23 protein-coding genes and 1 pseudogene are annotated in these 24,405 nt (G+C 66.4%); 7 read left to right on the top strand and 17 right to left on the bottom strand.

Annotated elements, in window-relative coordinates; translation table 11 throughout:
* The 4 genes and pseudogenes from WBB14_RS33945 to cobA form a co-directional block, all read right to left on the bottom strand.
* A pseudogene (locus WBB14_RS33945) lies at positions 1–482 on the bottom strand (Lrp/AsnC family transcriptional regulator); the annotation flags it as partial.
* The gene (locus tag WBB14_RS33950; RefSeq protein ID WP_424243637.1) at positions 472–1,641 is read right to left on the bottom strand and encodes a cytochrome D1 domain-containing protein; all 1,170 of its coding nucleotides are present in this window, start codon (positions 1,639–1,641) and stop codon (positions 472–474) included. The pseudogene WBB14_RS33945 and the gene WBB14_RS33950, both read right to left, overlap by 11 nt.
* A gap of 7 nt (positions 1,642–1,648) precedes the next feature.
* Positions 1,649–1,939, bottom strand: a complete 291-nt coding sequence (locus tag WBB14_RS33955) for a c-type cytochrome (RefSeq protein WP_424243638.1) — start codon at positions 1,937–1,939, stop codon at positions 1,649–1,651.
* Between the two features lie 35 nt (positions 1,940–1,974).
* Positions 1,975–2,766, bottom strand: a complete 792-nt coding sequence (gene cobA / locus WBB14_RS33960) for a uroporphyrinogen-III C-methyltransferase (RefSeq protein ID WP_424243639.1) — start codon at positions 2,764–2,766, stop codon at positions 1,975–1,977.
* Positions 2,767–3,006: 240 nt separating this feature from the next.
* Here cobA and WBB14_RS33965 point away from each other — a divergent pair, with 240 nt between their 5' ends.
* Positions 3,007–3,444, top strand: a complete 438-nt coding sequence (locus WBB14_RS33965) for a universal stress protein (RefSeq protein WP_424243640.1) — start codon at positions 3,007–3,009, stop codon at positions 3,442–3,444.
* 25 nt (positions 3,445–3,469) lie between these two features.
* Here WBB14_RS33965 and WBB14_RS33970 read toward each other — a convergent pair whose 3' ends face one another.
* The 4 genes from WBB14_RS33970 to WBB14_RS33985 all read right to left on the bottom strand — a co-directional run bounded on the left by WBB14_RS33970 (position 3,470) and on the right by WBB14_RS33985 (position 7,767).
* Entirely contained in the window at positions 3,470–4,396 is a 927-nt protein-coding gene (locus WBB14_RS33970; protein ID WP_424243641.1) for a hydroxymethylglutaryl-CoA lyase, read from the bottom strand.
* A gap of 29 nt (positions 4,397–4,425) precedes the next feature.
* Positions 4,426–5,385, bottom strand: a complete 960-nt coding sequence (locus tag WBB14_RS33975) for a Bug family tripartite tricarboxylate transporter substrate binding protein (protein ID WP_424243642.1) — start codon at positions 5,383–5,385, stop codon at positions 4,426–4,428.
* Positions 5,386–5,455: 70 nt separating this feature from the next.
* On the bottom strand, positions 5,456–6,664 hold the full coding sequence (locus WBB14_RS33980; RefSeq protein ID WP_424243643.1) for a CaiB/BaiF CoA transferase family protein: 1,209 nt from the start codon (positions 6,662–6,664) through the stop codon (positions 5,456–5,458).
* Between the two features lie 173 nt (positions 6,665–6,837).
* Positions 6,838–7,767: a LysR family transcriptional regulator gene (locus WBB14_RS33985; protein ID WP_424243644.1), complete on the bottom strand. Its 930-nt coding sequence runs from the start codon at positions 7,765–7,767 to the stop codon at positions 6,838–6,840.
* Between the two features lie 104 nt (positions 7,768–7,871).
* On the opposite strand from WBB14_RS33985, the gene WBB14_RS33990 reads away from it, so the two are divergent.
* Complete coding sequence (locus WBB14_RS33990) at positions 7,872–8,954, top strand: RDD family protein (RefSeq protein WP_424243645.1); 1,083 nt, start codon at positions 7,872–7,874, stop codon at positions 8,952–8,954.
* Positions 8,955–8,979: 25 nt separating this feature from the next.
* Positions 8,980–10,515, top strand: coding sequence for a tetratricopeptide repeat protein (locus tag WBB14_RS33995; protein ID WP_424243646.1), 1,536 nt, complete (start codon positions 8,980–8,982; stop codon positions 10,513–10,515).
* Positions 10,516–10,524: 9 nt separating this feature from the next.
* On the opposite strand, the gene WBB14_RS34000 is transcribed toward WBB14_RS33995, so the two are convergent.
* Positions 10,525–11,457, bottom strand: coding sequence for a LysR substrate-binding domain-containing protein (locus tag WBB14_RS34000; protein WP_424243647.1), 933 nt, complete (start codon positions 11,455–11,457; stop codon positions 10,525–10,527).
* Positions 11,458–11,540: 83 nt separating this feature from the next.
* On the opposite strand from WBB14_RS34000, the gene WBB14_RS34005 reads away from it, so the two are divergent.
* The 3 genes from WBB14_RS34005 to WBB14_RS34015 all read left to right on the top strand — a co-directional run bounded on the left by WBB14_RS34005 (position 11,541) and on the right by WBB14_RS34015 (position 14,409).
* A complete protein-coding gene (locus tag WBB14_RS34005; RefSeq protein WP_424243648.1) occupies positions 11,541–12,464 on the top strand; it encodes a carbon-nitrogen hydrolase family protein in 924 nt (307 codons plus the stop codon).
* A 522-nt stretch (positions 12,465–12,986) separates the two neighbouring features.
* The gene (locus WBB14_RS34010) at positions 12,987–13,676 is read left to right on the top strand and encodes a glutathione S-transferase family protein (protein WP_424243649.1); all 690 of its coding nucleotides are present in this window, start codon (positions 12,987–12,989) and stop codon (positions 13,674–13,676) included.
* 169 nt (positions 13,677–13,845) lie between these two features.
* Positions 13,846–14,409, top strand: coding sequence for a PIN domain-containing protein (locus tag WBB14_RS34015; RefSeq protein ID WP_424243659.1), 564 nt, complete (start codon positions 13,846–13,848; stop codon positions 14,407–14,409).
* Positions 14,410–14,424: 15 nt separating this feature from the next.
* Here the strand turns inward: WBB14_RS34015 and WBB14_RS34020 are convergent, their stop codons facing one another.
* The 4 genes from WBB14_RS34020 to rpsO form a co-directional block, all read right to left on the bottom strand.
* Positions 14,425–15,642 carry a threonine ammonia-lyase gene (locus tag WBB14_RS34020; RefSeq protein WP_424243650.1) on the bottom strand — a complete coding sequence of 406 codons (1,218 nt, stop codon included), beginning with the start codon at positions 15,640–15,642 and terminating at the stop codon, positions 14,425–14,427.
* 13 nt (positions 15,643–15,655) lie between these two features.
* The gene (locus WBB14_RS34025; RefSeq protein ID WP_424243651.1) at positions 15,656–16,381 is read right to left on the bottom strand and encodes a hypothetical protein; all 726 of its coding nucleotides are present in this window, start codon (positions 16,379–16,381) and stop codon (positions 15,656–15,658) included.
* Between the two features lie 225 nt (positions 16,382–16,606).
* Entirely contained in the window at positions 16,607–18,769 is a 2,163-nt protein-coding gene (pnp, locus tag WBB14_RS34030; RefSeq protein WP_424243652.1) for a polyribonucleotide nucleotidyltransferase, read from the bottom strand.
* Between the two features lie 93 nt (positions 18,770–18,862).
* A complete protein-coding gene (rpsO, locus tag WBB14_RS34035; RefSeq protein ID WP_006223612.1) occupies positions 18,863–19,132 on the bottom strand; it encodes a 30S ribosomal protein S15 in 270 nt (89 codons plus the stop codon).
* A gap of 313 nt (positions 19,133–19,445) precedes the next feature.
* Between rpsO and WBB14_RS34040 the strand changes: the two genes are divergently transcribed.
* The gene (locus WBB14_RS34040; RefSeq protein WP_424243653.1) at positions 19,446–19,964 is read left to right on the top strand and encodes a hypothetical protein; all 519 of its coding nucleotides are present in this window, start codon (positions 19,446–19,448) and stop codon (positions 19,962–19,964) included.
* 66 nt (positions 19,965–20,030) lie between these two features.
* On the opposite strand, the gene pssA is transcribed toward WBB14_RS34040, so the two are convergent.
* From pssA to WBB14_RS34060, 4 genes are all read right to left on the bottom strand, one after another.
* Positions 20,031–20,804: a CDP-diacylglycerol--serine O-phosphatidyltransferase gene (gene pssA / locus WBB14_RS34045; RefSeq protein WP_424243654.1), complete on the bottom strand. Its 774-nt coding sequence runs from the start codon at positions 20,802–20,804 to the stop codon at positions 20,031–20,033.
* Between the two features lie 180 nt (positions 20,805–20,984).
* Positions 20,985–22,001, bottom strand: a complete 1,017-nt coding sequence (ilvC, locus tag WBB14_RS34050; protein WP_332013548.1) for a ketol-acid reductoisomerase — start codon at positions 21,999–22,001, stop codon at positions 20,985–20,987.
* Between the two features lie 76 nt (positions 22,002–22,077).
* Complete coding sequence (gene ilvN, locus WBB14_RS34055) at positions 22,078–22,569, bottom strand: acetolactate synthase small subunit (protein WP_006223608.1); 492 nt, start codon at positions 22,567–22,569, stop codon at positions 22,078–22,080.
* 11 nt (positions 22,570–22,580) lie between these two features.
* Positions 22,581–24,350, bottom strand: coding sequence for an acetolactate synthase 3 catalytic subunit (locus tag WBB14_RS34060; RefSeq protein ID WP_424243660.1), 1,770 nt, complete (start codon positions 24,348–24,350; stop codon positions 22,581–22,583).
* Positions 24,351–24,405 lie beyond the last annotated feature (55 nt).

The following is a 24,405-nucleotide window of genomic DNA, read 5'->3' on the forward strand; positions in this document are numbered from 1 at the left end:
CGCCGGACCGGCGCCGCGCGGCGCTCCGGCGTCCTCAGGCTGAATCCCAGGTCGATGTGGTATTCGGCCTCCATGGGCAAGGCCAGCGGCTCGCAACCGGTGTCCTGCCCGATCCGCGCCAGCAGGCGCGCCAGCGCGCCGGGCGTGCGGCAGGCGGTGACGAACCACAGGTTCAACGCATGCTCGCGCTCGTAGTTGTGATTGACCTGATCCAGGGCGCTTACGTATGCGGCCACCTGGTCCAGGCGGCCGGCCGGCACATGCATGCCCACCAGTGCGCTGGCAAAGCAGGACTGATGCAGCACGGGGCCGATACGGCTCACCACGCCCTCGCGCTGCCACCCGCGAAAGCGCGCCAGCACCGCGTCCTGGTCCTGGCCCACGCGCTCACCCAGCCAGGCGTAGGGCCGCGATACCAGCGGAAAGCCGCGCTGCCAACCGTCCAGCAGGCGCAGGTCGGAATCGGACAGCTCAGAAGCCAAGACGGCCGCTCCTGTGGGTGAAGAAGATGCCGCTGGGCTTGGCAATATCCAGCGTGGCGCCGCGCTGCAAGGTCCGGGTGTCATACACCACCACCTGGTCGTCATCGCGCGCCGACAGCCAGACTGCCTCTCCGCGCGGCGTGAACTCCATGTGCAGCACGCCGCGGCCGGGCGCCAGCGTCCGGACCACGGCCAGCGCTTCCGTGTCGATCACCTGCACCTGGCCGTTGTCGGGCACCGCGAAATTGACCCACACGCGACGGCCGTCGGGCTGCGCCATGACGAACACCGGTTGTCCCAGCGTGGCGATGCGTCCGGTTTCCTGCCAGGTCGCGATATCCACCACCAGCACCTCATGCCTGCCGATGGCCGGCAGGAACAGGCGTCCGCCCGCTGCGCTCCAGCCGCGCAGGTGGGGCATCTTGTAGACCGGCAGCGCTTGCTCGCCGCGGCCATAGCCTTGCAGGATCTTGCGCACCCCCGCCTCCGGATGCCAGAGGTCCATCATGGCCAGCGCGTCCTCGCCAAACAGTCCGGCGATGTAATAGCGGCCATCGGGCGTGACCAGCGCATCGTAGGGCTGGCGTCCGGCCTGGTAGCGTTGCGTGACCGGCCGGGCCGGGTCCGTGAGATCCGTGATCCAGATCTCGCCGGCGTCGAACAGCGCATAGGCGAACTTCTGTCCAGGCAGGTCCGCCAGGCCCACCACCTTGGACCGCTTGCCGGGCGCGTACTCGGCGGGCACCTCGCTGAGCTGGCGCAGGGTCCGGGCATCGAAGACCTTGATGCCACCGGGCGTGTAGTTCTGCACCACGATCAGCGTCCCGTCCTGCGAGATGGCGCCGCCGATCGCGTTGCCGGACTGGATGATCCGGCGGTCCACGCGCGCCAGCAGCAAATCCACCTTGGTGAACCCGCCATCGCGGCCGAAGACGTAGCCGTAGCGCCCGTCTCGGGAATAGGCGATGTGCGCATGGGAAAGATCCCCTAGTCCTTGGACGCGCGCCAGCTGGGTCTGTCCGGTAGTTTCGACGATGGAGACGGCGCCGTCAGCGCGCTCGATCACCATGCCCAGGTCATTGGTGCCGCGCGGATCGGTCATTGCCGTGCAGCCGGACAGGACGATGGCGGCCAGGGCAAACAGGAAACGCAGTTTCATGAGCCTTCTATTCCTCTGGAAAGCCTTTGAGCAGGCGCGCGGCGATCCAAGCGGCCTCGTCGGGCGCAAGCATGCCCTGCCACCCGGGCATGGCGGTCCCGGACAGGCCGCGCAGGATCACGTGTTCGAGATAGGCCGGCGGCTTGCCGGCTAGCGTTTCTGGCGTCAGCGCCGGGCCCAGGCCGCCGTTCAGGCGCAGCCCATGGCAGGAGCCGCAATCCTGACGCACCAGGTGGATGAGCCGCTGCCGATCGGCACGATCGATAGCCGGCGGCGCCTGGGCCCGACCTGCCGTCACAGCCAATCCGATGCAACACGCCAGCATCAGGCATATCAGGCGGCGACCGGGGCGCATGGCTCGGCCGCGTCACGCAAAAGCAGTTGCCCTGCTCCACCGCCGGACCATGCGCGCTGCGCCAGGCGCACCACGTCGCCGACCACCAGCAGCGCGGGCGGCTTGAATGCGGACGCCAGAAGCGGGATCTGGCGCAAGGATGCGACCGTCCAGTCCTGGTCTTCAGTGGTTCCTGCATGGATCAAGGCGGCCGGCGTATCGCCGCCGCGCCCGTGCCGCTGCAAGGCCGCGACGATCTCGGCGGCGTTGGCCATCGCCATGTAGAACACCAGGGTACAGGTGGGGTCAGCCAGCGATCTCCAATCCAGTTCCAGGCCGGCATCGTCCCGCAAATGCCCCGTGACGAAGCGTACGCTGGCCGCCAGGCCCCGATGCGTCAATGGGATGCCCAATGCCGCCGCGCAGCCGTTGGCGGCGCTGATGCCGGGCACGACCTCGACCGGCACGCCATGCCGCGACAGGAACAGCAGTTCTTCGCCGCCCCGGCCGAAAATGAACGGGTCGCCGCCCTTCAAGCGCACCACGCGGGCGCACGCCCCCGACAGTTCCAGCAGCAGCTGATGGATGTCTTCCTGCCGGTGCCGGCAGTCGCCCGCCATCTTGCCCACGTCATGGAACTGCGCAGCAGGATTGATGAGGGGCAGGATGCCGGCGCCGACCAGCCTGTCGCACACCACCGCGTCGGCCTGTTGCAGCAGCCGCAGGGCGCGTATCGTAAGCAATTCGGGATCGCCCGGACCGGCGCCAACCAGGTAAACCGTTCCGTTCATTTCTTCCTCCCCTGCAGCCGCGCTGCGCAAAATAAGGCTTCAGGGGGCAGTGTAGGTAGCGGGATGCCGATGCAGTAGGTACGGTCTGTGCAGGCGCCATGGGTGTGCCGGCCGCAAGCGCCGCGCTTCCCTCGCGGTTCGCCGAATGCCGCGACAAGGCGTAGTATGGGAACAAGCCGCTGTTCACGCTCCTAGGGCCGCCCGGACTCGCGCCGCCCTCCCCATCCCCAGGAGGTTGTCATGTACAAGCACATACTCATCCCCATCGACGGTTCCGCGCGGGCCTATGCCGGCCTGGCGCAAGGACTGGGCCTGGCCAAAGCCCTGGGCGCCAGCGTCACCGTGCTGACGGTGTACAGCGCCTTCCGACCGACTTCCATGGAAACCGTGCACCTGGAAGGCGTGCATACGGAGTACGAACGCGAGGCCACGGAATCAGCCAAGTCGTACTTGTCGCAAGCGGCCGCGCAGGCCGAGTCGGCGGGCGTGCCCTGCACCACCGAAATGCGCGAAAGCAATAACCCGGCGCAGACCATCATCGACGTCGCCATGACGCAAGGCTGCGACCTGATCGCCATGGCCTCGCGCGGCCACGGCGGATTGGCGGCCGTGCTGCTGGGCAGCCAGACGCAAAAGGTAATGGCGCACTCGACGCTGCCGGTGATCGTCTACCGCTGAGGCGGGCGCCTTGCGCGTACCGGCGCTATGCTGCGGCCGGCGCCCCGTAGGTCTTGGGGATGCCGGCGGCTGCCACGCCGCTGCGCAGGCGTTCCTGCGGCAGCGCCGCTGCCAGCAAGGTGCGCGCCGCCAACAACCGCGGCAGATCGACCCCCGTCCGGTACCCCATGCTTTCCAACATGAAGACCAGGTCTTCGGTGACGATGTTGCCCGACGCGCCGGGTGCGAAGGGACAGCCGCCCAGGCCGCCCAGGCAGGAATCAAAAGCGCGGATGCCCTCGTGCAGGCCGGCCAGCGCATTGGCCAGGCCCAACCCCATCGTGTCGTGCAGGTGCAGCTTGACCAGCCGCGCGCCCACGGCGTCCTGCGTGGCGCGCACCGCGTCGCGCACCTGGGCCGGATGGGCGTAGCCCACGGTATCGGCCAGCGCGATCTCGTCGGCGCCCGCTAGCGCAGTGGCGGCAGCCACCTGCGCCACCCGGCCCACCGGCACCACGCCTTCAAGCGAACAGCCGAAGGCCGTGGCGACCGCCGCATCGATGCGCATGGGCCGCGGCTGCGCCCGCGCCCAATCGACTATGGACGCCAGCACGTCCACCTGCGCGTCGGTGCCCTTGCCCACGTTGGCGCGGCTATGCGTGTCGCTGACCGAAACGGGAAACGACAGCGCGTGCGCGCCGGCCTCGTAGGCAGCGATGGCGCCCTTGAGATTGCAGACCAGCGCGACCACGGTCAGGCCGTCGATCTTCAGGACTTCGGGCAGGACGGCGCCGGTGTCAGCCATCTGCGGCACCAGCCGCGGCGAAACAAAGCTGCCCGCCTCGATCTCGCGCAGGCCGGCGTCGGCCAACTGCCGGATCCAGCGCAGCTTGTCGGCCGCGGACATCATGCCCTTGGCCATCTGCAGCCCGTCGCGCGGACCCACTTCGCAAAGCCTGATTTCCTGGTTCATGTGCTGTCCTGTCCTGTTCTTGCCCAAGCCTACTGCTGCACCACGATGCCCGCGCTCTCGATGGTCTGGCGCGCCTTGCCGATGTCCGATTGAATCAGCGCGGCGAACTGCTCGGTGGATACCGGATCGGTTTCCAAGCCTTGCGACGCCAGCGCCTCCTGCACGTCCTTGCGCGCCAGCAGCTTGTTGAAATCGCTGTTCAGGCGCGACACGATGGCCGGCGGCGTCTTGGCAGGAGCCAGCACGCCGTAATAGGTCACTACGCTGAAATCCTTGTAGCCCAGCTCCGCCACTGTCGGCACTTCCGGCAGCGCCGGGTTGCGCTTGGGCGAGGTCACCGCCAGCGCGCGCACCTTGCCCGATTTGATGAGCGTGGCCGCCGAAGAAATCGAGGAACCCGCGAACTGCAGGTGCCCGCCCATCAGGTCCGCCAACGCGGGCGCCGAGCCCTTGTACGGCACGTGCTGCATCTTGAAGCCGGCCGCATGCTGCAACATTTCGATGGCGATGTGCACGCCGCCGCCCGTGCCCGAGGTGCCGTAGGAGATCTTGTTGGGATCCTTCTTGGCCGCGTCGATCACGTCGGGCAGCGTCTTGTACGGTGAATTCTCCGACACCAGCAGCACCATGGGCGTGGTGGCCACCAGCGCCACCGGGGCCAGGTCCTTGACCGGGTCGTAAGCCACCTTCATCAGCAGCGGAATCAGGGTGACGTTGTCGGACTGGCCGATCACCAGGTCATAGCCCTGGGCCGGCGAACGCGCGGCCTCGGCCAGGCCCAGCGCCGTACCCGCGCCCGGCTTGTTCTCGGGGATGACGGACCAGCCGTTGAGCTCATGCAGCTTGGTGCTCATCAGGCGCCCGATGTAGTCGGTGCCGCCGCCCGGGGTGGACGGGATGATGATGCGGATGGGCTTGCTAGGGTAGTCCTGGGCGTGTGCGGCACAGGCGGCGGCCAATGCGGCCACCGCGAACAGTTTGCGGATCATTTTGTCTCCTCTTTGATGGAAGTCGTGGCGGTCTGCGCCGCCTCGACCGATAGCGGGCGCTATAGCCCGTTCATGCAATGACTCCCGCGGTGCGCAGGGCCTCGATGCGCGCGGCATCCCAGCCCAGCGCCTGCAGGATGGCCTGCGTATCGCCGCCCTGCCGCGGCGGATCGGAACGCTTGCCGGCCTTCAATCCGTCGAACTCGATGGGCAGCGCCGCCGCGGAAATCTCCCCGCCGTCCGGCAACCGGGTCTTCAGCAGCGCGCCTCCGGCGTTCAAGTGCGCATCCTCCAGCAGATCGTGCGGCTGGCGTATCGGGCCATAAGACAGTCCGGCGGCTTCCAGCGCCGCGCACAGTTCCTCGGTCTTCCAGGTCTTCAGGATCTCGCCCACACCCGGCACCAGCCAGGGCCGGGCGGCCTCGCGGTCGACGGCGGTAGCCAGGCGCGGATCGGCGGCCCACTCGGGCGGCAGGAATTTCTGGGCGAAATTGCGCCACTGCGCATCGCCCACGACGGCAACGAACACCCTTCCATCCGCGGTCTCGAACACGTCGTACACGCCCCAGGGCGGCCGGCGTTCCGCGCCCATGGGCTTGGGCGCCGCGCCCGTCAGCTGGAACTGGGCGATGAACTGCGCGACCAACAGCAGGTTGTTCTCGAACAGGCCGGAGCGCACGTGCCGGCCGCGCCCAGTGGCATGGCGATCGTGCAACGCCGCCAGCGCGCCCACCACGCCGAAGGTGCCGCCCAGGATGTCGTTGACCGAGGCCGCGACGCGCTGCGGCGTATCCGCCCCGCCGTTGATGTAGGCCAGCCCGCCCATCATCTGCACCACTTCGTCAAGCGCGGTGCGCTGCTTGTAGGGGCCGGACAGAAAGCCCTTGAGCGAGACGTAGATCAGCCCGGGGTTCTCGGCGGACAACGACTCGTAGTCCAGCCCATACTGGGCCAGGCTGCCGTCGCGGAAATTCTCCACCAGCATGTCGGCCTGCAAGGCCAGCTGGCGCACCACGGCCTGCCCTTCGCTTGCCTTCAGATCGATCGCCAGACTCTGCTTGTTGCGGTTGAAGACCGGGAAATAGCCGCTACCCGAGCCCTTCAGCCGGCGCGTGCGGTCGCCTTCTATCGGTTCCACCTTGATGACTTCGGCGCCCAGGTCCGCCAGCGCCAGTCCGGCCGCCGGGCCCATGATCATGTGGGACAGCTCCAGCACCTTGATGCCGCGCAGCGGCAATTCGGTGTGGTCCATGAAGGGTGAAGCCAGTGTTGCTGCCATCTGCATATCCTTGGGCCTGACGCGATGAAGAACGGGCGACGGGCCAAGCCGATCCATGCCGCCGCCCCTATCCCTGCATCATCGGCGGCAAGCCGGACCAGCGGGTAGCGGTCTTTCAGCACCGGGGCATTCTCGTTTGGGAACGTCCGGGAAAGCCCTGAGCCCTGCGGGAATCAGGCGGCGGCGCCTGCCTCGGCCACGCCCAGGTGCGCCAGCAGCACACGGGCGGCAGGCGGCAACGCCTCCAGTCCCAGCACGGCAATGCACAAGGAAGTGCTGGACCATGCACCGGAGAGCGGAATGAAACGGATGTCCAGATTGGCGTGGCGCGCCTTGAGATACATGGGCACCACGGCCACCCCCATGCCGCGCGCCACCAGCATGCAGATGGTTTCATGCGAGCTGACCCGCGCACTGATACGCCGCGCCACGCCCGCGTCCTGCGCCGCCTGCTGGAACACGGCGCTGATGCCGTTGTCGCGGTTCAACTCGATCTGCTCGAAAGGCAACAGCTGCGCGTAGTCCAGCGTGTCGCGGTCGGCCAGCAGATGCTGCCCGGGCACCACCGCCGCCAGATCGCAGCGGCCGCAAGCAAAGACCTGCAGTCCGTCATGGCCGAAGTCGGAACCCACGGCCACGTCGGCCTGGCCGTCCAGCACCGCGCGGAACACCTCCTGGGTGGTGCCCTCTTCCAGCGAAATGTCGATCTGGGGATAGGCGCGGCGGAAAGACTGGATCTGCGCCGGCAGTTCGCCGGACAGGGCCGCCACGCTGACCGCCAGCCGGATGCTGCCGCGCACGCCGGTGGCAAATCCAGCCATCTCGCGGCGCATGCGGTCCATGCTCTGCAGCACCATGCGCACGTGCGTGGCCAGGGCATTCCCCGCAGGCGTGGCCTGCACGCCCTTGACCCCGCGTTCCAGCAAAGGCACCCCGAAGGCATCCTCCATCTCCGACATGCGCTTGCTGACGGCGGAGGGAACGATGTTCTCGCGGGCGGCGGCGCGCGCCAGGCTGCCCTCTTCCAGCGCCGCGAGGAACAGGCGAAGGGAAACGGGATCGATATCGCGGAGATGCGGCGCGGGAGACTGGACGGGTTTCATGCCCGGAAGTGTCGTGCTTTGCGCCCGCCCAGGGATCGGGGTTTTCCCGGTAACATCCGCACTCCCAACGCTCATGCGGCTTTCTCGCGCCGCCACTCCCGCCCATGCAATGCCCCCGCTGCAACTGGCAGAATCCGGCTTCGAACACCCTGTGTTTCAGCTGCAACGCGCCGCTCGCGGCCGCGGCCGCGCCTGCCCCGAAGGCCGCCAAAGCCGCCACGACCGCCCCGGCCCGCGGCGGCAATGCGCCGGTCTTCCCCGGCATCTGGCCGCGACTGGGCGCCACCGCCATCGACGCCGCCGTAATGGTGGCGGCGATGATCGGATTCAGCACGGCCGCCAATCTGACCTACGAATCGCTGGCCGGCGATCCGCGCCCCCTCCTGCTGGCCATGGCCGCCGGCTTCATCGGCCTGATGCTGCCGGCCCTGATGGATGCCTGGGGTGGAGGTTCGCCGGGCAAGCGGCTGCTGAAGCTGCGCGTCGTGAACCGCAATGGCGACAATCCCGGCATCCTGCGCGCCAGCTGGCGGCACTTGATGAAATACGTGCTGAACCTTGCCCTGCCCGGCATCTTCTACCGCATCCAGCGCACCATCTTCGGCGAACGCGCCATGCATAACTGGATCTCCGGCAGCTACGTGGTGTCCAGCCAGGCAGACCCGCGGGCCATCCGGCCCGCCATCGCCAAGACCCGCTCCATCACGGGCGCCGGCAAGTTCATCTTCACCGTGCTGGGCGTGTTGGCGCTGGTGGCGGGCGGCATGATCATCGGCGTCATCGTCATGGACTCGAAGCAGGAAGACAACCCCTTGCGCGCCGAAGTGATCCACCTGGACCTGGTATCGCAACCGGTGCGCATGCTGGCCGAAAACCATTACCGGCGCACCGGAGCCTACGCCCCGGACATGGCGGCGCTCGGCGTCACCCCGGAATCGCTGAAAAGCAGCGGCTTCAGCGCGCTGAGCCTGAATCCGGTCAACGGCGTGCTGCGCTTCACCATCGCCGGCGAGCCCGGCACCGCGGACGCACCCGCGCTTGGCGGCAAGCACCTGGTCTACCTGCCCGAACTGCGCTCGGAAAAGAAAGGCGGCGGCGTGCGCCGCTGGCAGTGCGGCAGCGACGACATTGCGCGCACCGACCGCCCCTATAGCTGCCGCCACGAAGCCGGCGCCTCCGCGCCCTGACGCGCCCCGACACGGAATCCCGCGCATGTCCAGCCTGATCGAATCCATCCATCGCGCCGACGACGGCGACGAGCACGCGCAAATGCTGGCGCTGTGCGAACAGGGGCTGCGCGAGCAGCCCACCTCGGCCCTTATGTGGGCGCTGCGCGCCCGCTACCACGACAAGCGCAACGCCCACGCGGCGCGCCAGGCCGACCTGGACCGGGCGCTGGCGCTGGACCCGCAATGCGCCGACGCCATTCGCGTCCAGGCCACCGCGCTCTACAACGCGGGCGAAGCGCAGGAAGCCTGGCGCATCCTGCGCGACGCCCAGCAACGCGCGCCCTCGCACTTCGGGCTGCTGATGGCGCAGGCCTATCTGCTGATCAACGACCGCCGCCTGGACGACGCCATCGCATGCTGGACACGCGCCGCGCAGCTGCGTCCGTCCGCCGGCGCGCCGCATTGCTATATCGCGTCCAACCTGGCCAACGCCGGACGCCACGCCGAAGCCGAGCCCCATTTCCGGCGCGCGACCTCGCTGGCGCCGGGCAATGGCATGTTCCTGTACGACGCCGGCAACACCTACCGCAGACTGGGCGACCTGCGCAACGCCATCGCGATGTTCGACCGCGCCCGCGCCATCCTGGGCGAGCAGAACGCCATCCAGCACAACCGCGCCTCGTGCCTGCAGGCGCTGGAACGCCATGCGGACGCGGTCGAGGAGTGGACCAGCCTGCTGCGCCGCGAGCCCGACTGGGACTGGCCCCTGGAAGGCAAGGCGCGATCCCTGCACCGGCTGGGCCGCGCGGACGAAGCCGCGCCGCTATGGGGGCGTCTGGACGCGCTGTCGGACAGCGGCTGGGAAGGCCGCAAGGAACAGGCCCGCGAGTACGTGCGCAGCCGCGATCCGGAACTGGCCGAGCAGGCGCTGCAGGGGCTGGACCCGATGAACAGCGGCGATGCCCAACTGCTGTTCGTGGCCGGCAACGCCCAGCGCGACCAGGGCAACTGGGACGAGGCGCTGGCGTACTACCTGCGGGGCTACGAGCTGGCGCCCGACACCGACTTCCTGCCCGGCAACGCCGCTGACATGCTGAACCGGCTGGAGCGCCACGACGAAGCCCTGCCGCTGTCCGAGGTGGCGATCTCGCTGGATCCGGACTGGCTGAAGTGGCGCCGCGCCCGCATCGAAGCGCTGACGCATCTGGGCCGTGCGGACGAGGCAGTGGCAGACGCCGACCGGGCGATGGCGCGCTGGCCCGATGAGGGCGCCTTGCACGCCGAACGCATCAACGCGCTGATCGCGGCCAAGCGCCACGACGAAGCGCTGGCCGCCTGCGACTGCCTGATCGCGATGGATCCGGAGTACCGCAGCTGGGCGCTGTTTTCGCGCGGCCAGGCCTATGGCGAAATGAAGCGCCACGCGGAGTCCGCCATGGCCTATCGCCAGGCTGCCGCCGCCTATCAGCAGAACGGCAAGCCGCAGTACCAGGAACTGTCCTTGAACAATGCCCTGGCCGCGGAACAGGCCGCCGCCGCGCCGCGCGGCCTGCTGGGCCGGCTATTTGGACGCAAGTAGGCCATGCGCCTAGGCGGCGCGCTCCCAGTCATAGCCGTTCAACAGACCCAGCAAGCCGCGTCTGGCTGCCGCCACCGCCTCATCGCGCAAGGCGTCGGGACGCCAGCCCATTTCGATGGCGTACCCCGGCATGGCGACCGGACAAGGCAGCATGCGCAGGCCGGACGCGGCAGCCAGACCGCGCGCCGCATGCGCAGGCAAGGTCGACAAGGCATCGCTGCCCGGCAACAGGAAGGCCAACGCCGAGAAATGCGTGGTCGAGGCCTGCACCCGGCGCGTCAGCCCCAGCCCGTGCAGCACTTCATCCACCACGCCGATGAATCCGCCGGACGACACCAGAACGTGCTGGCGGCGAACGAATTCCTCCAGCGACAGAGTCGTCTGGCCCGGCGCCAGGCTGGCGGGATCCAGCAGGCAGGCATAGCCGCCCTGCCCGACCGTCACGCGCTGCAAGGCATGCGCGGCCAGTCCGCCCGAGGCGATCACCAAGTCCGCTTCGCGCGCCATCAGCATGTCGGCGGCCAGCCGGCTGTGGGTCTGCCGGAAGATAATGCGCAGGCCCGGCGCGCTTTGCGCCAACGCGCGGATCGCGTCCCGCCCCAGGGCGATCTCGAAATCGTCCGACAGGCCCAGCGTGACCGACCTGCCGGCAAAGCCCGCCGCGCCCGGACGCGCCAGCGACAGACTCTGCCGGCACTTGTCCAGCGCCTCCCCGATGACGGGCCGCAGCTCGCGCGCCCGTAGGCTGGGCGTCAGCCCCCGGCCCGTGCGCGTGAAGAGCGGATCGCCATAGAGCCCGCGCAGGCGTCCCAGCGCCGCGCTGACTGCCGACTGCGTCACGCCCAGGCGCAGCGCGGCGCGCCCGGCCCCGCCCTCGTCGTAGATGGCCTCGAAGACCTTGAGCAGGTTCAGGTCCGCCGACTCGATATCAATCTGGTTCATATCATTTATCTCTGACCAGGATTGATTGATTTTAGGGCCGGTCCGACACTGAAGCCTGTTTCTACCCCACCCGAGCCCCCGCCATGACCACGAAAACCGTCGCAGCACTGCAGATCGGCTCCTCCCCCGAAGGCCGCGCCCGCACCCTGGAAGAAATCCTGGCCTACGAAAGCGAGATCGCCGCCTCGGGCGCGTCGCTCGTGGTCATGCCCGAAGCGCTGCTGGGCGGCTATCCCAAAGGGGAAATCTTCGGCACCCGCCTGGGCTACCGCTTGCCGGAAGGCCGCGAGGCCTATGCCCGTTATTACGAGAACGCCATCGACGTGCCCGGCCCCGAAACCGAGGCGCTGGCGGCCCTGTCGCAACGCACCGGCGCCAGCCTGGTCGTGGGTGTGATCGAACGCGGCGGCAACACGCTGTACTGCACCGCCCTGTTCTTCGAACCCGCCACCGGCCTGGCCGCCAAGCACCGCAAGCTCATGCCCACTGGCACCGAACGCCTGATCTGGGGTCAGGGCGACGGCTCGACCCTGCCAGTGGTCGACAGCGAGGCCGGCCGCATCGGCGGCGCCATCTGCTGGGAAAACCACATGCCGCTGCTGCGCACCGCGATGTACGCCAAGGGCGTGGAAATCTGGTGCGCACCCACGGTAGACGAACGCGACATCTGGCAGTGCTCGATGCGCCACATCGCCCATGAGGGCCGTTGTTTCGTGGTCAGCGCCTGCCAGGTGCAGCCCTCGCCCGCCGAACTGGGCCAGGACGTGCCGGGCTGGGACGCCAACCGCCCGCTGATCAACGGCGGCTCGGTCATCGTCGGCCCGCTGGGCGACGTGCTGGCGGGCCCCCTGCGCGGCAAGGCCGGCCTGCTGACCGCCCAGGTCGACACGGCGGAACTGGTGCGCGCCCGCTACGACTTCGACGTGGTGGGCCACTACTCGCGTCCCGACGTCTTCTCGCTGACCGTGGACGAACGCCCGCGCCCTGCCGTGCGCTTCGTCTCCTGAGCGCCAGCCCCAACAGGCCCGCATTCCGGGTCCCCGGCGCCAGGATGGTATAGTCTCGCCCGCTGCCGGCCCTTCCGGGGCCGCGCAACGCCCGAGTGGTGAAATTGGTAGACACAAGGGACTTGAACTAATTTGAGCCCTTTGGGGGAAACTCCAAAGGTGTAGCCCGTCAAACTCGGCGAATGCCCTGGACCCGTTCCGAGCCAACGCCGAGCCAAGCCCTGGTTGCATGACCAGGGAAGGTGTAGAGAGCAGACGGCGGGCACCTAAGGCCGCAAGGCTATGGTGAAGGCGTGCTCCAGACCACGAACAGCGCATCCGCGCTGGCGGCGAAAGCCGAAGTGGTAAGAAAATCCCTCGGCCTCGCGGCCGTACCGGTTCGATTCCGGTCTCGGGCACCACCCCCGACAGGCAAGGCGTCCCCCCTTCGGCGCAAGCCGGCGAACCGCCTGCCTCGTCAAACTGATGCGCGCAAAATTCCCCCCGCCGTTCTAAGCTAGTCCGGTCACCAGGGAGCGCGCCATGATCACCCTCTATTCGTACCCCGGACTCTATGGGCTGGAAGACAACAACCCCTACGGCCTGAAGATCTACGCCTTCCTGAAGCTGTGCCGGCTGCCATTCGACCACCGGCACACGCTCGACGTGCAGTCCGCTCCGCGCGGCCAACTGCCCTACATCGCCGACGGCGAGCAGCGCATCGGCGACAGCGACGCCATCATCGCGCACCTGAAGCGGCAGTACGAACTGACCATCGACGACTCCCTCACGCCGGAGCAGCAGCGGCAGGACCTGCTGGTCCGCCGCACGCTGGACGACCTGTACTGGGTCATGTCCTATTCGCGCTGGCGCGACGACCGCTATTGGCCGGCCTTCCGCAAGGCGCTGCTGGACACTCATCCGGACGTCACGCCAGAGCAGATGGACGCTGCCCGCCAATACAATTTCCAGCGTTACCACTACCAGGGCATAGGCCGCTATGCGCCCGAAGACGCCTACGCCCGCGGCGTCGCCGACCTGGAGGCCATATCCAGCCTGCTGGGAGACAACGGCTTCATGTTCGGCCCCAATCCAGGCAGCGTGGATGCGGGCCTCTACGGCTTTCTCGCCAATATCTATTTCTACGCCATCGACACGCCCCTCAAGCAGTGCCTGGTGTCGCGGCGCAATCTGGTAAGCCACTGCAACGCCGTGCGCGCCGAACTGGGCTAGGAGGGCCTGGCTGCGCAAAAAACGTTATTCTTGCGCCTCGTTTTTCATTTTTCCGCCCTGCTCGTCGCCCCGCCCCCACCGGCGCAGCTGCCGCCTGCAGGGATCCAGGCCTCACTTGACCACCTCTTCGTCCTCCCCGCCCTTCATCGTCCTCGACGCCTGCGTCCTCATGTCCGGCATCCTGCGCCGCCTGCTGCTGAGACTGGCCGAGGCCGGCGTGTACACGCCGGTCTGGACTGACCGCATCGGCGAGGAATGGCGCCGCAACGCCTCGCGCATCTGGGAAATCCCGCCGGAAGTGATGCTGGAAATGTGGGACGACATGAATGCCCGTTTCCCCGCCGCCCGCGAGGCGGACACGCAGGTCTACGAGGCCTCATTGCGCTACAGCGATCCCAAGGACTTCCACGTGATCGCGGCCGGCCTGGCGCGGCGCGCGCGCTGCGGCTTGCAGCAACCGCCGGTGGTCCAGGTGCTGACCTGGAACCTGAAGGACTTCAACCGTTCCGAACTGCGACGCCAGGGGCTGGATGTCTACAACCCCGACCGCATGCTGACGCAGTGGTGGCAGGCCGCTCCCGACGCCATCCGCGCGGCGGCTGCGCAGGTGCCCGCGGACTACGTGGCCCTCGGGCGCGAGCCCGAGCCGCTGTCGACGACACTGCACCGCGAGCGGCTGTACGGCCTGAAGAACCTGCTGGCGCGCGACGCCGCGCAGGGCCGCGCCGCCTGAACCGCGCCTGCGGCCTCAGTGGTCGTGATTGCTGGCGGCGAAGCCCGCCGCGTTGAGCACTGCGATCACTTCCTGGATGTGCTCATGGCCGCGCGTCTGCAGCACGAAATCCACTTCGACATTGCGCACCGGCAGTGAGGTGAAGGCGCGCTGGTGGTGCACTTCGGTGATATTGGCCTGGGCGTCGGCGATGAGCTTGGTGGCATGGGCCAGCGCGCCCGGCAGGTCGCGCAGGTCCACCCGGATACGGGCCAGGCGGCCAGCGCGCACCATGCCGCGTTCGATCAATTCACCCAGCATCAGGGGATCGATGTTGCCGCCGGTCAGCACCAGGCCGATGCGCTTGCCCTGGTAGCGGTCGCTGCCTTCCTCTTTCGCGCGCAGCAGCGCGGCCAGGCCGGCGGCGCCCGCCCCTTCGACCACCGATTTTTCGATCTCCAGCAGCACCACGATGGCGTGCTCGATGTCGCTTTCGCTGACCAGTTCCAGGCGGTCGACCAGCTGGGTCACGATGGGCTGGGTCAGCGCGCCCGGCGATTTCACCGCGATGCCTTCGGCGATGGTGTACGCGCCCTGCGGCATCGTCACGCCCTTGACGGCCGCGTACATGGACGGGAACCGTTCGGTCTGCACGCCGATGATCTCGATGCCGGGCTTGAGCGCCTTGGCGGCGGTGGCGATACCGGAGATCAGGCCTCCGCCGCCGATGGCGATGACCAGCGTGTCCAGCTGCGGCTGGTCTTCCAGCATTTCCAGCGCCACCGTGCCCTGCCCCGAAATGACCGCCTCGTCGTCATAGGGGTGGATCATGATCAGGCCGCGCTCCTGCGCCAGTTCATAGCCGCGCGCCTTGGCGTCGTCGAAGGTATCGCCGGCAAGCACCACCTCGGCGCCGAAGCGGCGGGTGTTGGCGACCTTGACGGTAGGCGTGAAGCGCGGCATCACGATCACGGCGGGCACGCCCATGCGCTGGGCATGGTAGGCCACGCCCTGCGCGTGGTTGCCTGCCGACACGGCGATCACGCCCTTGGCGCGTTCTGCTTCCGACAGCGTCAGCATCCGGTTGAGCGCGCCGCGCTCCTTGAACGAAGCCGTGAACTGCAGGTTCTCGAACTTCAGCCAGATCTCGGCGCCGAAGATGTCGGACAGCGTGCGGGACAGGGTAAACGGGGTCTTCAGCACCTGGCCGCGCAGGTTTTCGCGGGCGGTCTGAATGGAGGCGATATCGATCACGGTGGAAATCCTGTTAGCGCACCGGCAGGAAGTTGAACAGCAGCAGGCCCTGCGCGTAGTTGATCCCGATACGCCGCGTGTTCTCGCCGAGCAGGTTGGCGATCAGGTCCAGGCGGCCGATGATGGCGCCGAATTCGCGTTCAAAGCTGAGGTTGGTGGCGTTCTGGGACATTTCATTGGCCAGCAGCAAGGGTTCGCCCTGGGCATTGCGGCGCGACGCCAGCAGCCAGGCGGCTGCCTCGACGTTCCGTGCGGCATTGTAGACCCGCTGCCCATCCAGCGCGTCGGTGGCGTACAGGCGGGTCTTGCCGTTGTGGGCCGCGATGATGGTGTCGGCCAGGCCATAAATGAAGGCGCCGACCCGGTCGCCGGAATAGTTGGGGTCCAGGGCAACCGCCAGGATCTGGATGTCGCGCAAGCCCGCCAGGTCCTTGGGCGGGATGCGGACCTCGATGGAATGCTTGACCAGCGACACCGCCTTGGCCAGGTCAGGCGCGCCGGTCTTGCGCCATTCGCGCGGATTGCGGCGGTAGAGCTTGTCCAGCAGGACGTAGAGGCTGGCCAGGTTGTCGCGCACTTCCAGCGTGACGGTACGGTTGAAGTCCGTCTGGCCGAACTGGTCGGCGGACATGTCTTCGCTCTTGGGGCTGCCCTGCCCCGGCCCGGGGCTGCTCATGCAGCCGGTCAGCAGCGCCGCAAGCAGCGCCGCGGCACTGGCGGGTCTGGCCCACGCCGTCATGCCTTGCCCATCCGTTTCCCCCTTTTTGCCACGTTGCGCATGCCGTCCTCCGTGGTTCGGGGGGCTGCGCTCACGCGCAAGACTTTACAGGAAGGTAGGCGCAGTTGGGAGATGTCCGCGGCCTGAAGAAGCAAGAAGATGAATCGGGCATGGCGGCCGCAGCCGCTGCCGCCCCATGAAAAACGGCGCCCGAAGGCGCCGTTTCATGCTACCGGTTACGCAGGCTTATTCAGCTTGCGGTTCCGATTGCGGAGCGGCTTCGGGAGCCGCAGCGGCTTGCTGCTGCTCGATGCCGCCGATGGCCTTGATGGACAGGCGCAGACGGCCCTTGTCGTCGGCCTCGATGACCTTGACGCGGACTTGCTGGCCGACCTTCAACACATCGTTGATATTGGCGATGCGGTAGTTGGCGATTTCCGAGATGTGCAGCAGGCCGTCGCGGCCCGGCAGCACTTGCACGATAGCGCCGAAGTCCAGCAGGCGCAGCACGGCGCCTTCGTAGATCTGGCCCACTTCGACGTCGGCGGTCAGCTCGACGATGCGGCGCTGGGCTTCCTTGGCCTGCGCTTCGTCGACGCTGGCGATCACGATCGTGCCGTCGTCGGAGATGTCGATCTGCGTGCCGGTTTCTTCGGTCAGCGCGCGGATGGTGGCGCCGCCCTTGCCGATCACGTCGCGGATCTTCTCGGGATTGATCTTGATGGTCAGCATGCGCGGGGCGAAAGCCGATAGCTCGCCGCGCGAACCGTCCAGCGCTTCCTTCATCTTGCCCAGGATGTGCAGGCGGCCTTCGCGGGCCTGAGCCAGCGCCACTTGCATGATTTCCTTGGTGATGCCCTGGATCTTGATGTCCATCTGCAGTGCGGTGACGCCGTTTTCGGTGCCCGCGACCTTGAAGTCCATGTCGCCCAGGTGATCTTCGTCACCCAGGATGTCCGTCAGCACGGCGAACTTGCCGCCGTCCAGGATCAGGCCCATGGCCACGCCGGCCACGTGATCCTTGACCGGCACGCCGGCGTCCATCATGGCCAGCGAACCGCCGCAGACCGAAGCCATCGACGACGAGCCGTTGGACTCGGTGATTTCCGACACGATGCGGATCGTGTACTGGAAGTCTTCAGGCGCCGGCAGCAGCGGAATCAGCGAACGCTTGGCCAGGCGGCCGTGACCGATTTCGCGGCGCTTCGGCACGCCGATGCGGCCCGTTTCGCCGGTGGCGAACGGAGGCATGTTGTAGTGCATCATGAAGCGGTCGCGGTACTCGCCCATGAGCGCGTCGATGATCTGCTCGTCTTGCTTGGTGCCCAGCGTGGCCACGACCAGCGCCTGCGTTTCACCACGGGTGAACAGCGCGCTGCCGTGCGCGCGGGGCAGCACGCCCAGACGCACGCTGATGGGGCGTACGGTACGCGTATCGCGGCCGTCGATGCGCGGCTCGCCGTTCAGGATCTGGCCGCGGACGATGGCCGATTCCAGCGAGAACATGATGTTGTCGACGGTCACGGCGTCCGGCAGCGCTTCGCCCTTTTCGGCGGCGGCGGCGGCCAGCTTGGCCGACACGTCGGCCGACACTTCACGCAGCTTGGCAGTGCGGGCCTGCTTTTCGCGGATCTGGTAGGCGGCGTTCAGGCCGTCCTGGGCAGCGGCGGTGACTGCGGCGATCAGGGCCTCGTCCTTGGCGGGAGCTTGCCAGTCCCAATCGGGCTTGCCAGCGTCCTTGACCAGTTCGTGGATGGCGTTGATGACGGCCTGCATTTGCTGGTGGCCGTAGACCACGCCGCCCAACATGATTTCTTCGGACAGCTGCTGGGCTTCCGATTCCACCATCAGCACGGCGTTTTCGGTGCCGGCCACAACCAGGTCCAGCTTGGACGACTTCAGCTGCGAGGCGGTCGGGTTGATGGCGTACTGGCCATCGATGTAACCCACGCGCGCGGCGCCGATCGGGCCGTTGAACGGGATGCCCGAAATGGCCAGCGCGGCCGAGGCGCCGATCATGGCAGCGATGTCGGGATCGATCTCGGGATTGACCGACAGCGTGTGGATGACCACCTGGACTTCGTTGTAGAAGTCTTCGGGGAACAGCGGACGCAGGGGACGATCGATCAGGCGCGAGGTCAGCGTTTCCTTCTCGGAAGGCTTGCCTTCGCGCTTGAAGAAGCCACCCGGAATGCGGCCGGCGGCGTAGGTCTTCTCGATGTAGTCAACGGTCAGCGGGAAAAACGTTTGACCCGGCTTGGCCTTCTTGGAAGCCACGACGGTGGCCAGGACGACGGTGTCCTCGATCGACACCACCACGGCGCCGGAGGCCTGGCGAGCGATTTCGCCAGTTTCCAGGACGACCGTGTGCTGGCCGTACTGGAACGATTTTGTCACTTTATTGAACATGACGATTATTCCTTACAAATGAAAAACCGTGGCCGTCGCGACATGCGTCGCACCGACCACGGTTATTGCGTCATGGGGAGCCAGCCCCGTCGATCACTTGCGCAGACCGAGTTTTTCGATCAGTGCGCGGTACGAATCGGGATTGCGGCCCTTGAGATAGTCGAGCAGCTTGCGGCGACGGCTGACCATACGCAGCAGACCGCGGCGCGAGTGATGGTCCTTCATGTGTTCTTTGAAGTGACCGGTCAGTTCGTTGATACGGGCGGTGAGCAGAGCCACCTGAACTTCGGGGGAGCCGGTATCGCCTTGAGCGCGTTGGAATTGCGCGACGATGTCGGATTTCTTGATGTCAGCTACAGACATTTATGACCTCTTCGGACATGCGACAGGGCCGAGGCGCCCTGACGTGGTTTGGAAAAAATTTTGCGCGAACCTGGCTGAATTCGCTTTCTCACTGCTGCCATTGATGACTCAAACAGAAGCCTGGAACCCGGTTGTGGACGCGGTGTTTCGACACCGGGGCCTGCCACCTGGACCCGCTCTGCGGCCAGCGCAAAGGGTGTTGCAAAATCAATACACTTGATAAAGCTCGATGATTATAGCCGATTCGATAGAATTACCCCAGTGACGGGTGCCCGCCCCGCTGCGGGCCGCGATCCGACGTCAGGAGAATGTCATGTCTAAATATTACAGAAGCGCCCGCATCGCGCTGGCCTCTGCCGCCCTGGCCACCTTGGCAGCCTGCGCAAACATGGCCCAGATTCCGCCCGGCACGCCCTACGCCGACGTGCAGGCCCAGTTCGGCAGGCCCAACTTCGAATGCCCGCAAGCCAATGGCGGACGCCGCGTGATCTGGACGCAGCAACCCATGGGCCAATACGCCTGGGGCACCAATGTCGGCGCCGACGGTCGCGTCGGGCCGGTGGTGCCTCTGCTGACGGACGCGCACTTCAAGGTCTTGAGCGAAGGTGAATGGGGTCCCGACCGCGTACGTTGCGAATTCGGCCCGCCCGCGCGCATCGAGGAAGCCGGCCTGGGCGAAAAGCGCGAGGTGGTCTGGTCGTACCGCTACAAGGAAAACGGCGTCTGGAACTCGCTGATGTACGTCTACATGAGCCGCGATGGCAACAAGCTGACGCACTTCCATCCCGGCCCGGACCCCATGTACGACGACGACCGCTTCATGTGGCGCTGAGCCCCGGCCCTGAAAGACAAAACCCGCCATCCGGCGGGTTTTGTTTGGGCGGCAACGCTGCCGCGATCAGGAGGACTGATTGCGCCGTTCCTGCGTCAGGCGGCGCGCGCGGTTCCAGCGCCAGGCCCACATGATCCAGCCCGACAGGCCGTACAGCACGAACAGGCCGAACAGCACGACCGGAGGATCGCTGGACACGAACACGAACACGGCCACCACCAGCAGGATGCCCCAGAACGGCACGCTGCGGCCCAAGGCAAAGCTCTTGCCGCTGAAGAACGGCGCGTTCGACACCATGGAAATACCCGCGTACATGGTCAGCGTGAACGCCGCCCAGGCCATCAGGCTGTCATGGATGGGCAGCTTGTTGTCCACCGCCAGCCAGACGAAGCCCGCCACCAGCGCGCCCGCGGCCGGGCTGGGCAGCCCCTGGAAGAAGCGCTTGTCGACCACGGCGATATTGGTGTTGAAGCGGGCCAGGCGCAGCGCCGCGCCCGCTACATAGACGAAGGCGGCCAGCCAGCCCCAGCGCCCCAGGTCGTTCAGGATCCATTCGTACATGACCAGCGCCGGCGCCACGCCGAAGGAGGTCATGTCGGACAGGGAGTCGTACTGCTCGCCGAAGGCGGACTGCGTGTTGGTCAGGCGTGCGACCCGCCCATCCATGCCGTCCAGGACCATGGCCGCGAAAATGGCAATGGCGGCGACTTCGAAGCGGTCGTTCATGGCCTGCACGACGGCGTAGAAGCCCGCGAACAGTGCCGCGGTGGTGAACGCGTTGGGCAGCAGGTAAATGCTGCGGTGGCGGTTCTCGGAATCGCGCATGGAAAAATTGGGCATAGTCTCAATAACTTACAACGAACCTTGAAAGGTTAACCCATCTGGCCCCGCTTGCGGGGCGGAGCAAGCCGCGTGCCTGATCAAATCGACGGGGACGCCCGAAAAAAAAGCGGCATGCCCTCGCAGGCATGCCGCTTCGACCCTGATTGCGCGGGGGCTGGCCCCGCGCAGTGGCAGGAATCAGTTCTTGGACTTGTCCACCAGCTTGTTGGCGGCGATCCAGGGCATCATGGCGCGCAGCTTGCCGCCCACTTGCTCGATCTGCGATTCCGCGTTGATGCGGCGGCGCGAGGTCAGCGTCGGGGCGCCGGCGGTGTTTTCCAGGATGAACTTCTTGGCGTATTCGCCGGTCTGGATGTCCGTCAGGCACTGGCGCATGGCCTTGCGGGTTTCGTCGGTGACGATCTTCGGACCCGTTTCGTACTCGCCGAACTCGGCGTTGTTCGAGATCGAGTAATTCATGTTGGCGATGCCGCCTTCATAGATCAGGTCGACGATCAGCTTCAGTTCGTGCAGGCACTCGAAGTACGCCATTTCGGGCGCGTAGCCGGCTTCCACCAGCGTGTCGAAACCGGCCTTGATCAGTTCGACGGTACCGCCGCACAGCACGGCCTGTTCGCCGAACAGGTCGGTTTCGGTTTCTTCGCGGAAGTTGGTTTCGATGATGCCGGCACGGCCGCCGCCGTTGGCGCTGGCGTAGGACAGGGCCACTTCACGCGCGGCGCCCGACTTGTCCTGGTACACGGCCACCAGGTGGGGCACGCCGCCACCTTGCTTGTACGTGTTGCGCACCGTGTGGCCGGGGGCCTTCGGGGCGATCATGATGACGTCGATGTCTTCGCGCGGCACGACCTGGCCGTAATGCACGTTGAAGCCGTGGGCAAACGCCAGGGCGGCGCCAGGCTTGATGTTGGCGTGCACTTCCTTGTTGTAGACCGAAGCGATGTTCTCGTCGGGCAGCAGCATCATGACGATGTCGGCGGACTTGACGGCGTCGGCGACTTCCTTGACTTCCAGGCCGGCGTTGGCGGCCTTGTTCCACGAGGCGCCGCCCTTGCGCAGGCCGACCACGACCTTCACGCCGGACTCATGCAGGTTCTGGGCGTGCGCGTGGCCTTGCGAACCGTAGCCGATGATGGCAACAGTCTTGCCCTTGACGAGGGAGAGATCGCAGTCTTTGTCGTAGAAAACTTTCATGGTTGTGCTCCAGATTCCAGTATTTTGGATATTTGTTTAATTCAGATGTAGGGTGCGGCTTGGCCTGGAAGGCCGGTCAAATCTTCAAAATCCGTTCACCGCGTCCGATGCCGGACACGCCGGTGCGCACGGTTTCAAGGATGGCACTGCGGTCCAGGGCTTCCAGGAAGGCCTGGACTTTTTCCTGCACCCCCGTCAATTCGATGGTGTAGGACTTGTCGGTGACGTCGATGATGCGGCCGCGGAAGATGTCCGCCATGCGCTTCATTTCCTCGCGTTCCTTGCCGACCGCGCGCACCTTCACGAGCATCAGCTCGCGCTCGATATGCGCGCCTTCGGTCAGGTCGACGACCTTGACCACGTCCACCAGGCGGTTCAGGTGCTTGGTGATCTGCTCGATCACCTCGTCGGAACCGGTGGTCACGATGGTCATGCGCGACAGCGTGGAGTCCTCGGTGGGCGCCACCGTCAGGGTCTCGATGTTGTAGCCCCGCGCGGAAAACAGGCCCACCACGCGCGACAGCGCGCCGGGTTCGTTTTCGAGGAGGACGGAAATCACGTGCTTCATGGGTGGCCTCCTTACAGGTCTTCAGAGCCAAGCAGCATTTCGGTCAGCCCGCGGCCGGCCTTGACCATCGGCCACACGTTCTCGGTGCGGTCGGTGATGAAGTCCAGGAAGACCAGGCGGTCCTTGTGCTTCTTGAACGCTTCGCGCAACGCCGGCTCGACGTCCGCCGGGCGTTCGATGCGCAGACCCACGTGGCCATAGGCTTCGGCCACCTTGACGAAATCGGGCAGCGAATCCATGTAGGACTCGGAATAGCGCGAACCGTAGTCGATCTGCTGCCACTGCCGGACCATGCCCAGGAAGCGGTTGTTCAGGCAGATGATCTTCGGCGTCAAGCGGTACTGGTGGCAGGTCGACAGTTCCTGGATGTTCATCTGGATGGAGCCTTCGCCGGTGATGACGGCGACGTCGTGTCCAGGATTGGCCATCTGCACGCCCATGGCGTACGGCAGGCCCACGCCCATGGTGCCCAGGCCGCCGGAGTTGATCCAGCGGCGCGGCTTGTCGAACTTGTAGTACTGCGCGGCCCACATCTGGTGCTGGCCCACGTCCGAGGTGACGAAGGCGTCGCCGCCGGTCACTTCCCAGAGTTTTTCCACCACGTACTGCGGTTTGATGACTTCGTCCGAGTTGGCGAACTTCAGGCATTCCTTGCCGCGCCAGCTCTCGACCTGCTCCCACCACTTGGTGATGGAGGCGGGCTTGTGCTCGGCCGCGGCAATGTCGTACTGCGCGCAGAGGTCGGCCAGGACATCCTTGACGTTGCCGACGATCGGGACGTCCACGCGCACGCGCTTGGAGATCGACGAGGGATCGATATCGATATGGATGATCTTGCGGGCGTTCTGGGCGAAGTGCTTGGGGTTGCCGATCACGCGGTCATCGAAACGGGCGCCAATGGCCAGCAGCACGTCACAATGCTGCATCGCCATATTGGCTTCGTAGGTGCCGTGCATGCCGGGCATGCCGACGAACTGGCCGCTGCTGGCCGGGTAGCCGCCCAGACCCATCAGGGTGCTGGTGCAGGGCGCGCCCAATTGCGACACGAGCTTGTTCAGCTCGGGCGCGGCGTTCGACAGGATCACCCCGCCGCCCGTGTAGATCATGGGCCGCTCGGCGGCCAGCAGCATCTGCACGGCTTTCTTGATCTGCCCCTGGTGGCCCTTGTTGACGGGCGCATAGGAACGCATCGAGATTTCGCCCTTGGGCGGCGTGTACTTGCACTGCGCGATGGTGATGTCCTTGGGGATATCCACCAGCACCGGGCCGGGACGGCCGGTGCGCGCGATGTAGAACGCGCGGCGCATGGTTTCGGCCAGGTCCTTGACGTCGCGCACGAGGAAGTTGTGCTTGACGCAGGGACGCGTAATGCCGACGGTGTCGCATTCCTGGAAGGCGTCCTCGCCAATGGCCGCAGTGGGCACCTGCCCGCTGATGATGACCATGGGGATGGAATCCATGTAGGCGGTGGCGATGCCGGTGACGGCATTGGTCACGCCCGGTCCGCTGGTCACGAGGCAGACGCCGACCTTTTGCGACGAGCGCGAATAGGCATCGGCGGCGTGCACGGCGGCCTGCTCGTGACGAACCAGGATATGCTGGAATTTGTCTTGCTTGAAAATCGCGTCGTAGATGTAAAGCACTGCGCCGCCGGGGTAGCCGAAAACGTGTTCCACGCCTTCATCGGCCAGGCAGCGCACGACGATATCGGCGCCATTCAGTTCCATGTTGTCATTCCTTTCAGTACCGGCCCTGCAACCCTGACTGCTGCTCGCCCGGATACGGCGGCAACTGAACCCATACCGGTTCCGACAACATGATCCGGCGCTTTGCGGC

It is taken from the genome of Achromobacter sp., from assembly GCF_049647645.1.
GTDB lineage: Bacteria > Pseudomonadota > Gammaproteobacteria > Burkholderiales > Burkholderiaceae_B > Achromobacter.

What these genes read in the sequence shown, in the direction of transcription:
- WBB14_RS33965 (WP_424243640.1), top strand. Translation starts at nt 3,007, where the DNA reads ATGTACAAGCACATACTCATCCCCATCGACGGTTCCGCGCGGGCCTAT.
- WBB14_RS34015 (WP_424243659.1), top strand. Translation starts at nt 13,846, where the DNA reads ATGTCCGGCATCCTGCGCCGCCTGCTGCTGAGACTGGCCGAGGCCGGC.
- ilvN (WP_006223608.1), bottom strand. Translation starts at nt 22,569, where the DNA reads ATGAAGCACGTGATTTCCGTCCTCCTCGAAAACGAACCCGGCGCGCTG.
- WBB14_RS34025 (WP_424243651.1), bottom strand. Translation starts at nt 16,381, where the DNA reads ATGACGGCGTGGGCCAGACCCGCCAGTGCCGCGGCGCTGCTTGCGGCG.
- WBB14_RS33990 (WP_424243645.1), top strand. Translation starts at nt 7,872, where the DNA reads ATGCAATGCCCCCGCTGCAACTGGCAGAATCCGGCTTCGAACACCCTG.
- pnp (WP_424243652.1), bottom strand. Translation starts at nt 18,769, where the DNA reads ATGTTCAATAAAGTGACAAAATCGTTCCAGTACGGCCAGCACACGGTC.
- pssA (WP_424243654.1), bottom strand. Translation starts at nt 20,804, where the DNA reads ATGCCCAATTTTTCCATGCGCGATTCCGAGAACCGCCACCGCAGCATT.
- WBB14_RS33985 (WP_424243644.1), bottom strand. Translation starts at nt 7,767, where the DNA reads ATGAAACCCGTCCAGTCTCCCGCGCCGCATCTCCGCGATATCGATCCC.
- WBB14_RS33980 (WP_424243643.1), bottom strand. Translation starts at nt 6,664, where the DNA reads ATGGCAGCAACACTGGCTTCACCCTTCATGGACCACACCGAATTGCCG.
- WBB14_RS33970 (WP_424243641.1), bottom strand. Translation starts at nt 4,396, where the DNA reads ATGAACCAGGAAATCAGGCTTTGCGAAGTGGGTCCGCGCGACGGGCTG.
- WBB14_RS34040 (WP_424243653.1), top strand. Translation starts at nt 19,446, where the DNA reads ATGTCTAAATATTACAGAAGCGCCCGCATCGCGCTGGCCTCTGCCGCC.
- WBB14_RS33995 (WP_424243646.1), top strand. Translation starts at nt 8,980, where the DNA reads ATGTCCAGCCTGATCGAATCCATCCATCGCGCCGACGACGGCGACGAG.
- ilvC (WP_332013548.1), bottom strand. Translation starts at nt 22,001, where the DNA reads ATGAAAGTTTTCTACGACAAAGACTGCGATCTCTCCCTCGTCAAGGGC.
- cobA (WP_424243639.1), bottom strand. Translation starts at nt 2,766, where the DNA reads ATGAACGGAACGGTTTACCTGGTTGGCGCCGGTCCGGGCGATCCCGAA.
- WBB14_RS33950 (WP_424243637.1), bottom strand. Translation starts at nt 1,641, where the DNA reads ATGAAACTGCGTTTCCTGTTTGCCCTGGCCGCCATCGTCCTGTCCGGC.
- rpsO (WP_006223612.1), bottom strand. Translation starts at nt 19,132, where the DNA reads ATGTCTGTAGCTGACATCAAGAAATCCGACATCGTCGCGCAATTCCAA.
- WBB14_RS33975 (WP_424243642.1), bottom strand. Translation starts at nt 5,385, where the DNA reads ATGATCCGCAAACTGTTCGCGGTGGCCGCATTGGCCGCCGCCTGTGCC.
- WBB14_RS34000 (WP_424243647.1), bottom strand. Translation starts at nt 11,457, where the DNA reads ATGAACCAGATTGATATCGAGTCGGCGGACCTGAACCTGCTCAAGGTC.
- WBB14_RS34010 (WP_424243649.1), top strand. Translation starts at nt 12,987, where the DNA reads ATGATCACCCTCTATTCGTACCCCGGACTCTATGGGCTGGAAGACAAC.
- WBB14_RS34005 (WP_424243648.1), top strand. Translation starts at nt 11,541, where the DNA reads ATGACCACGAAAACCGTCGCAGCACTGCAGATCGGCTCCTCCCCCGAA.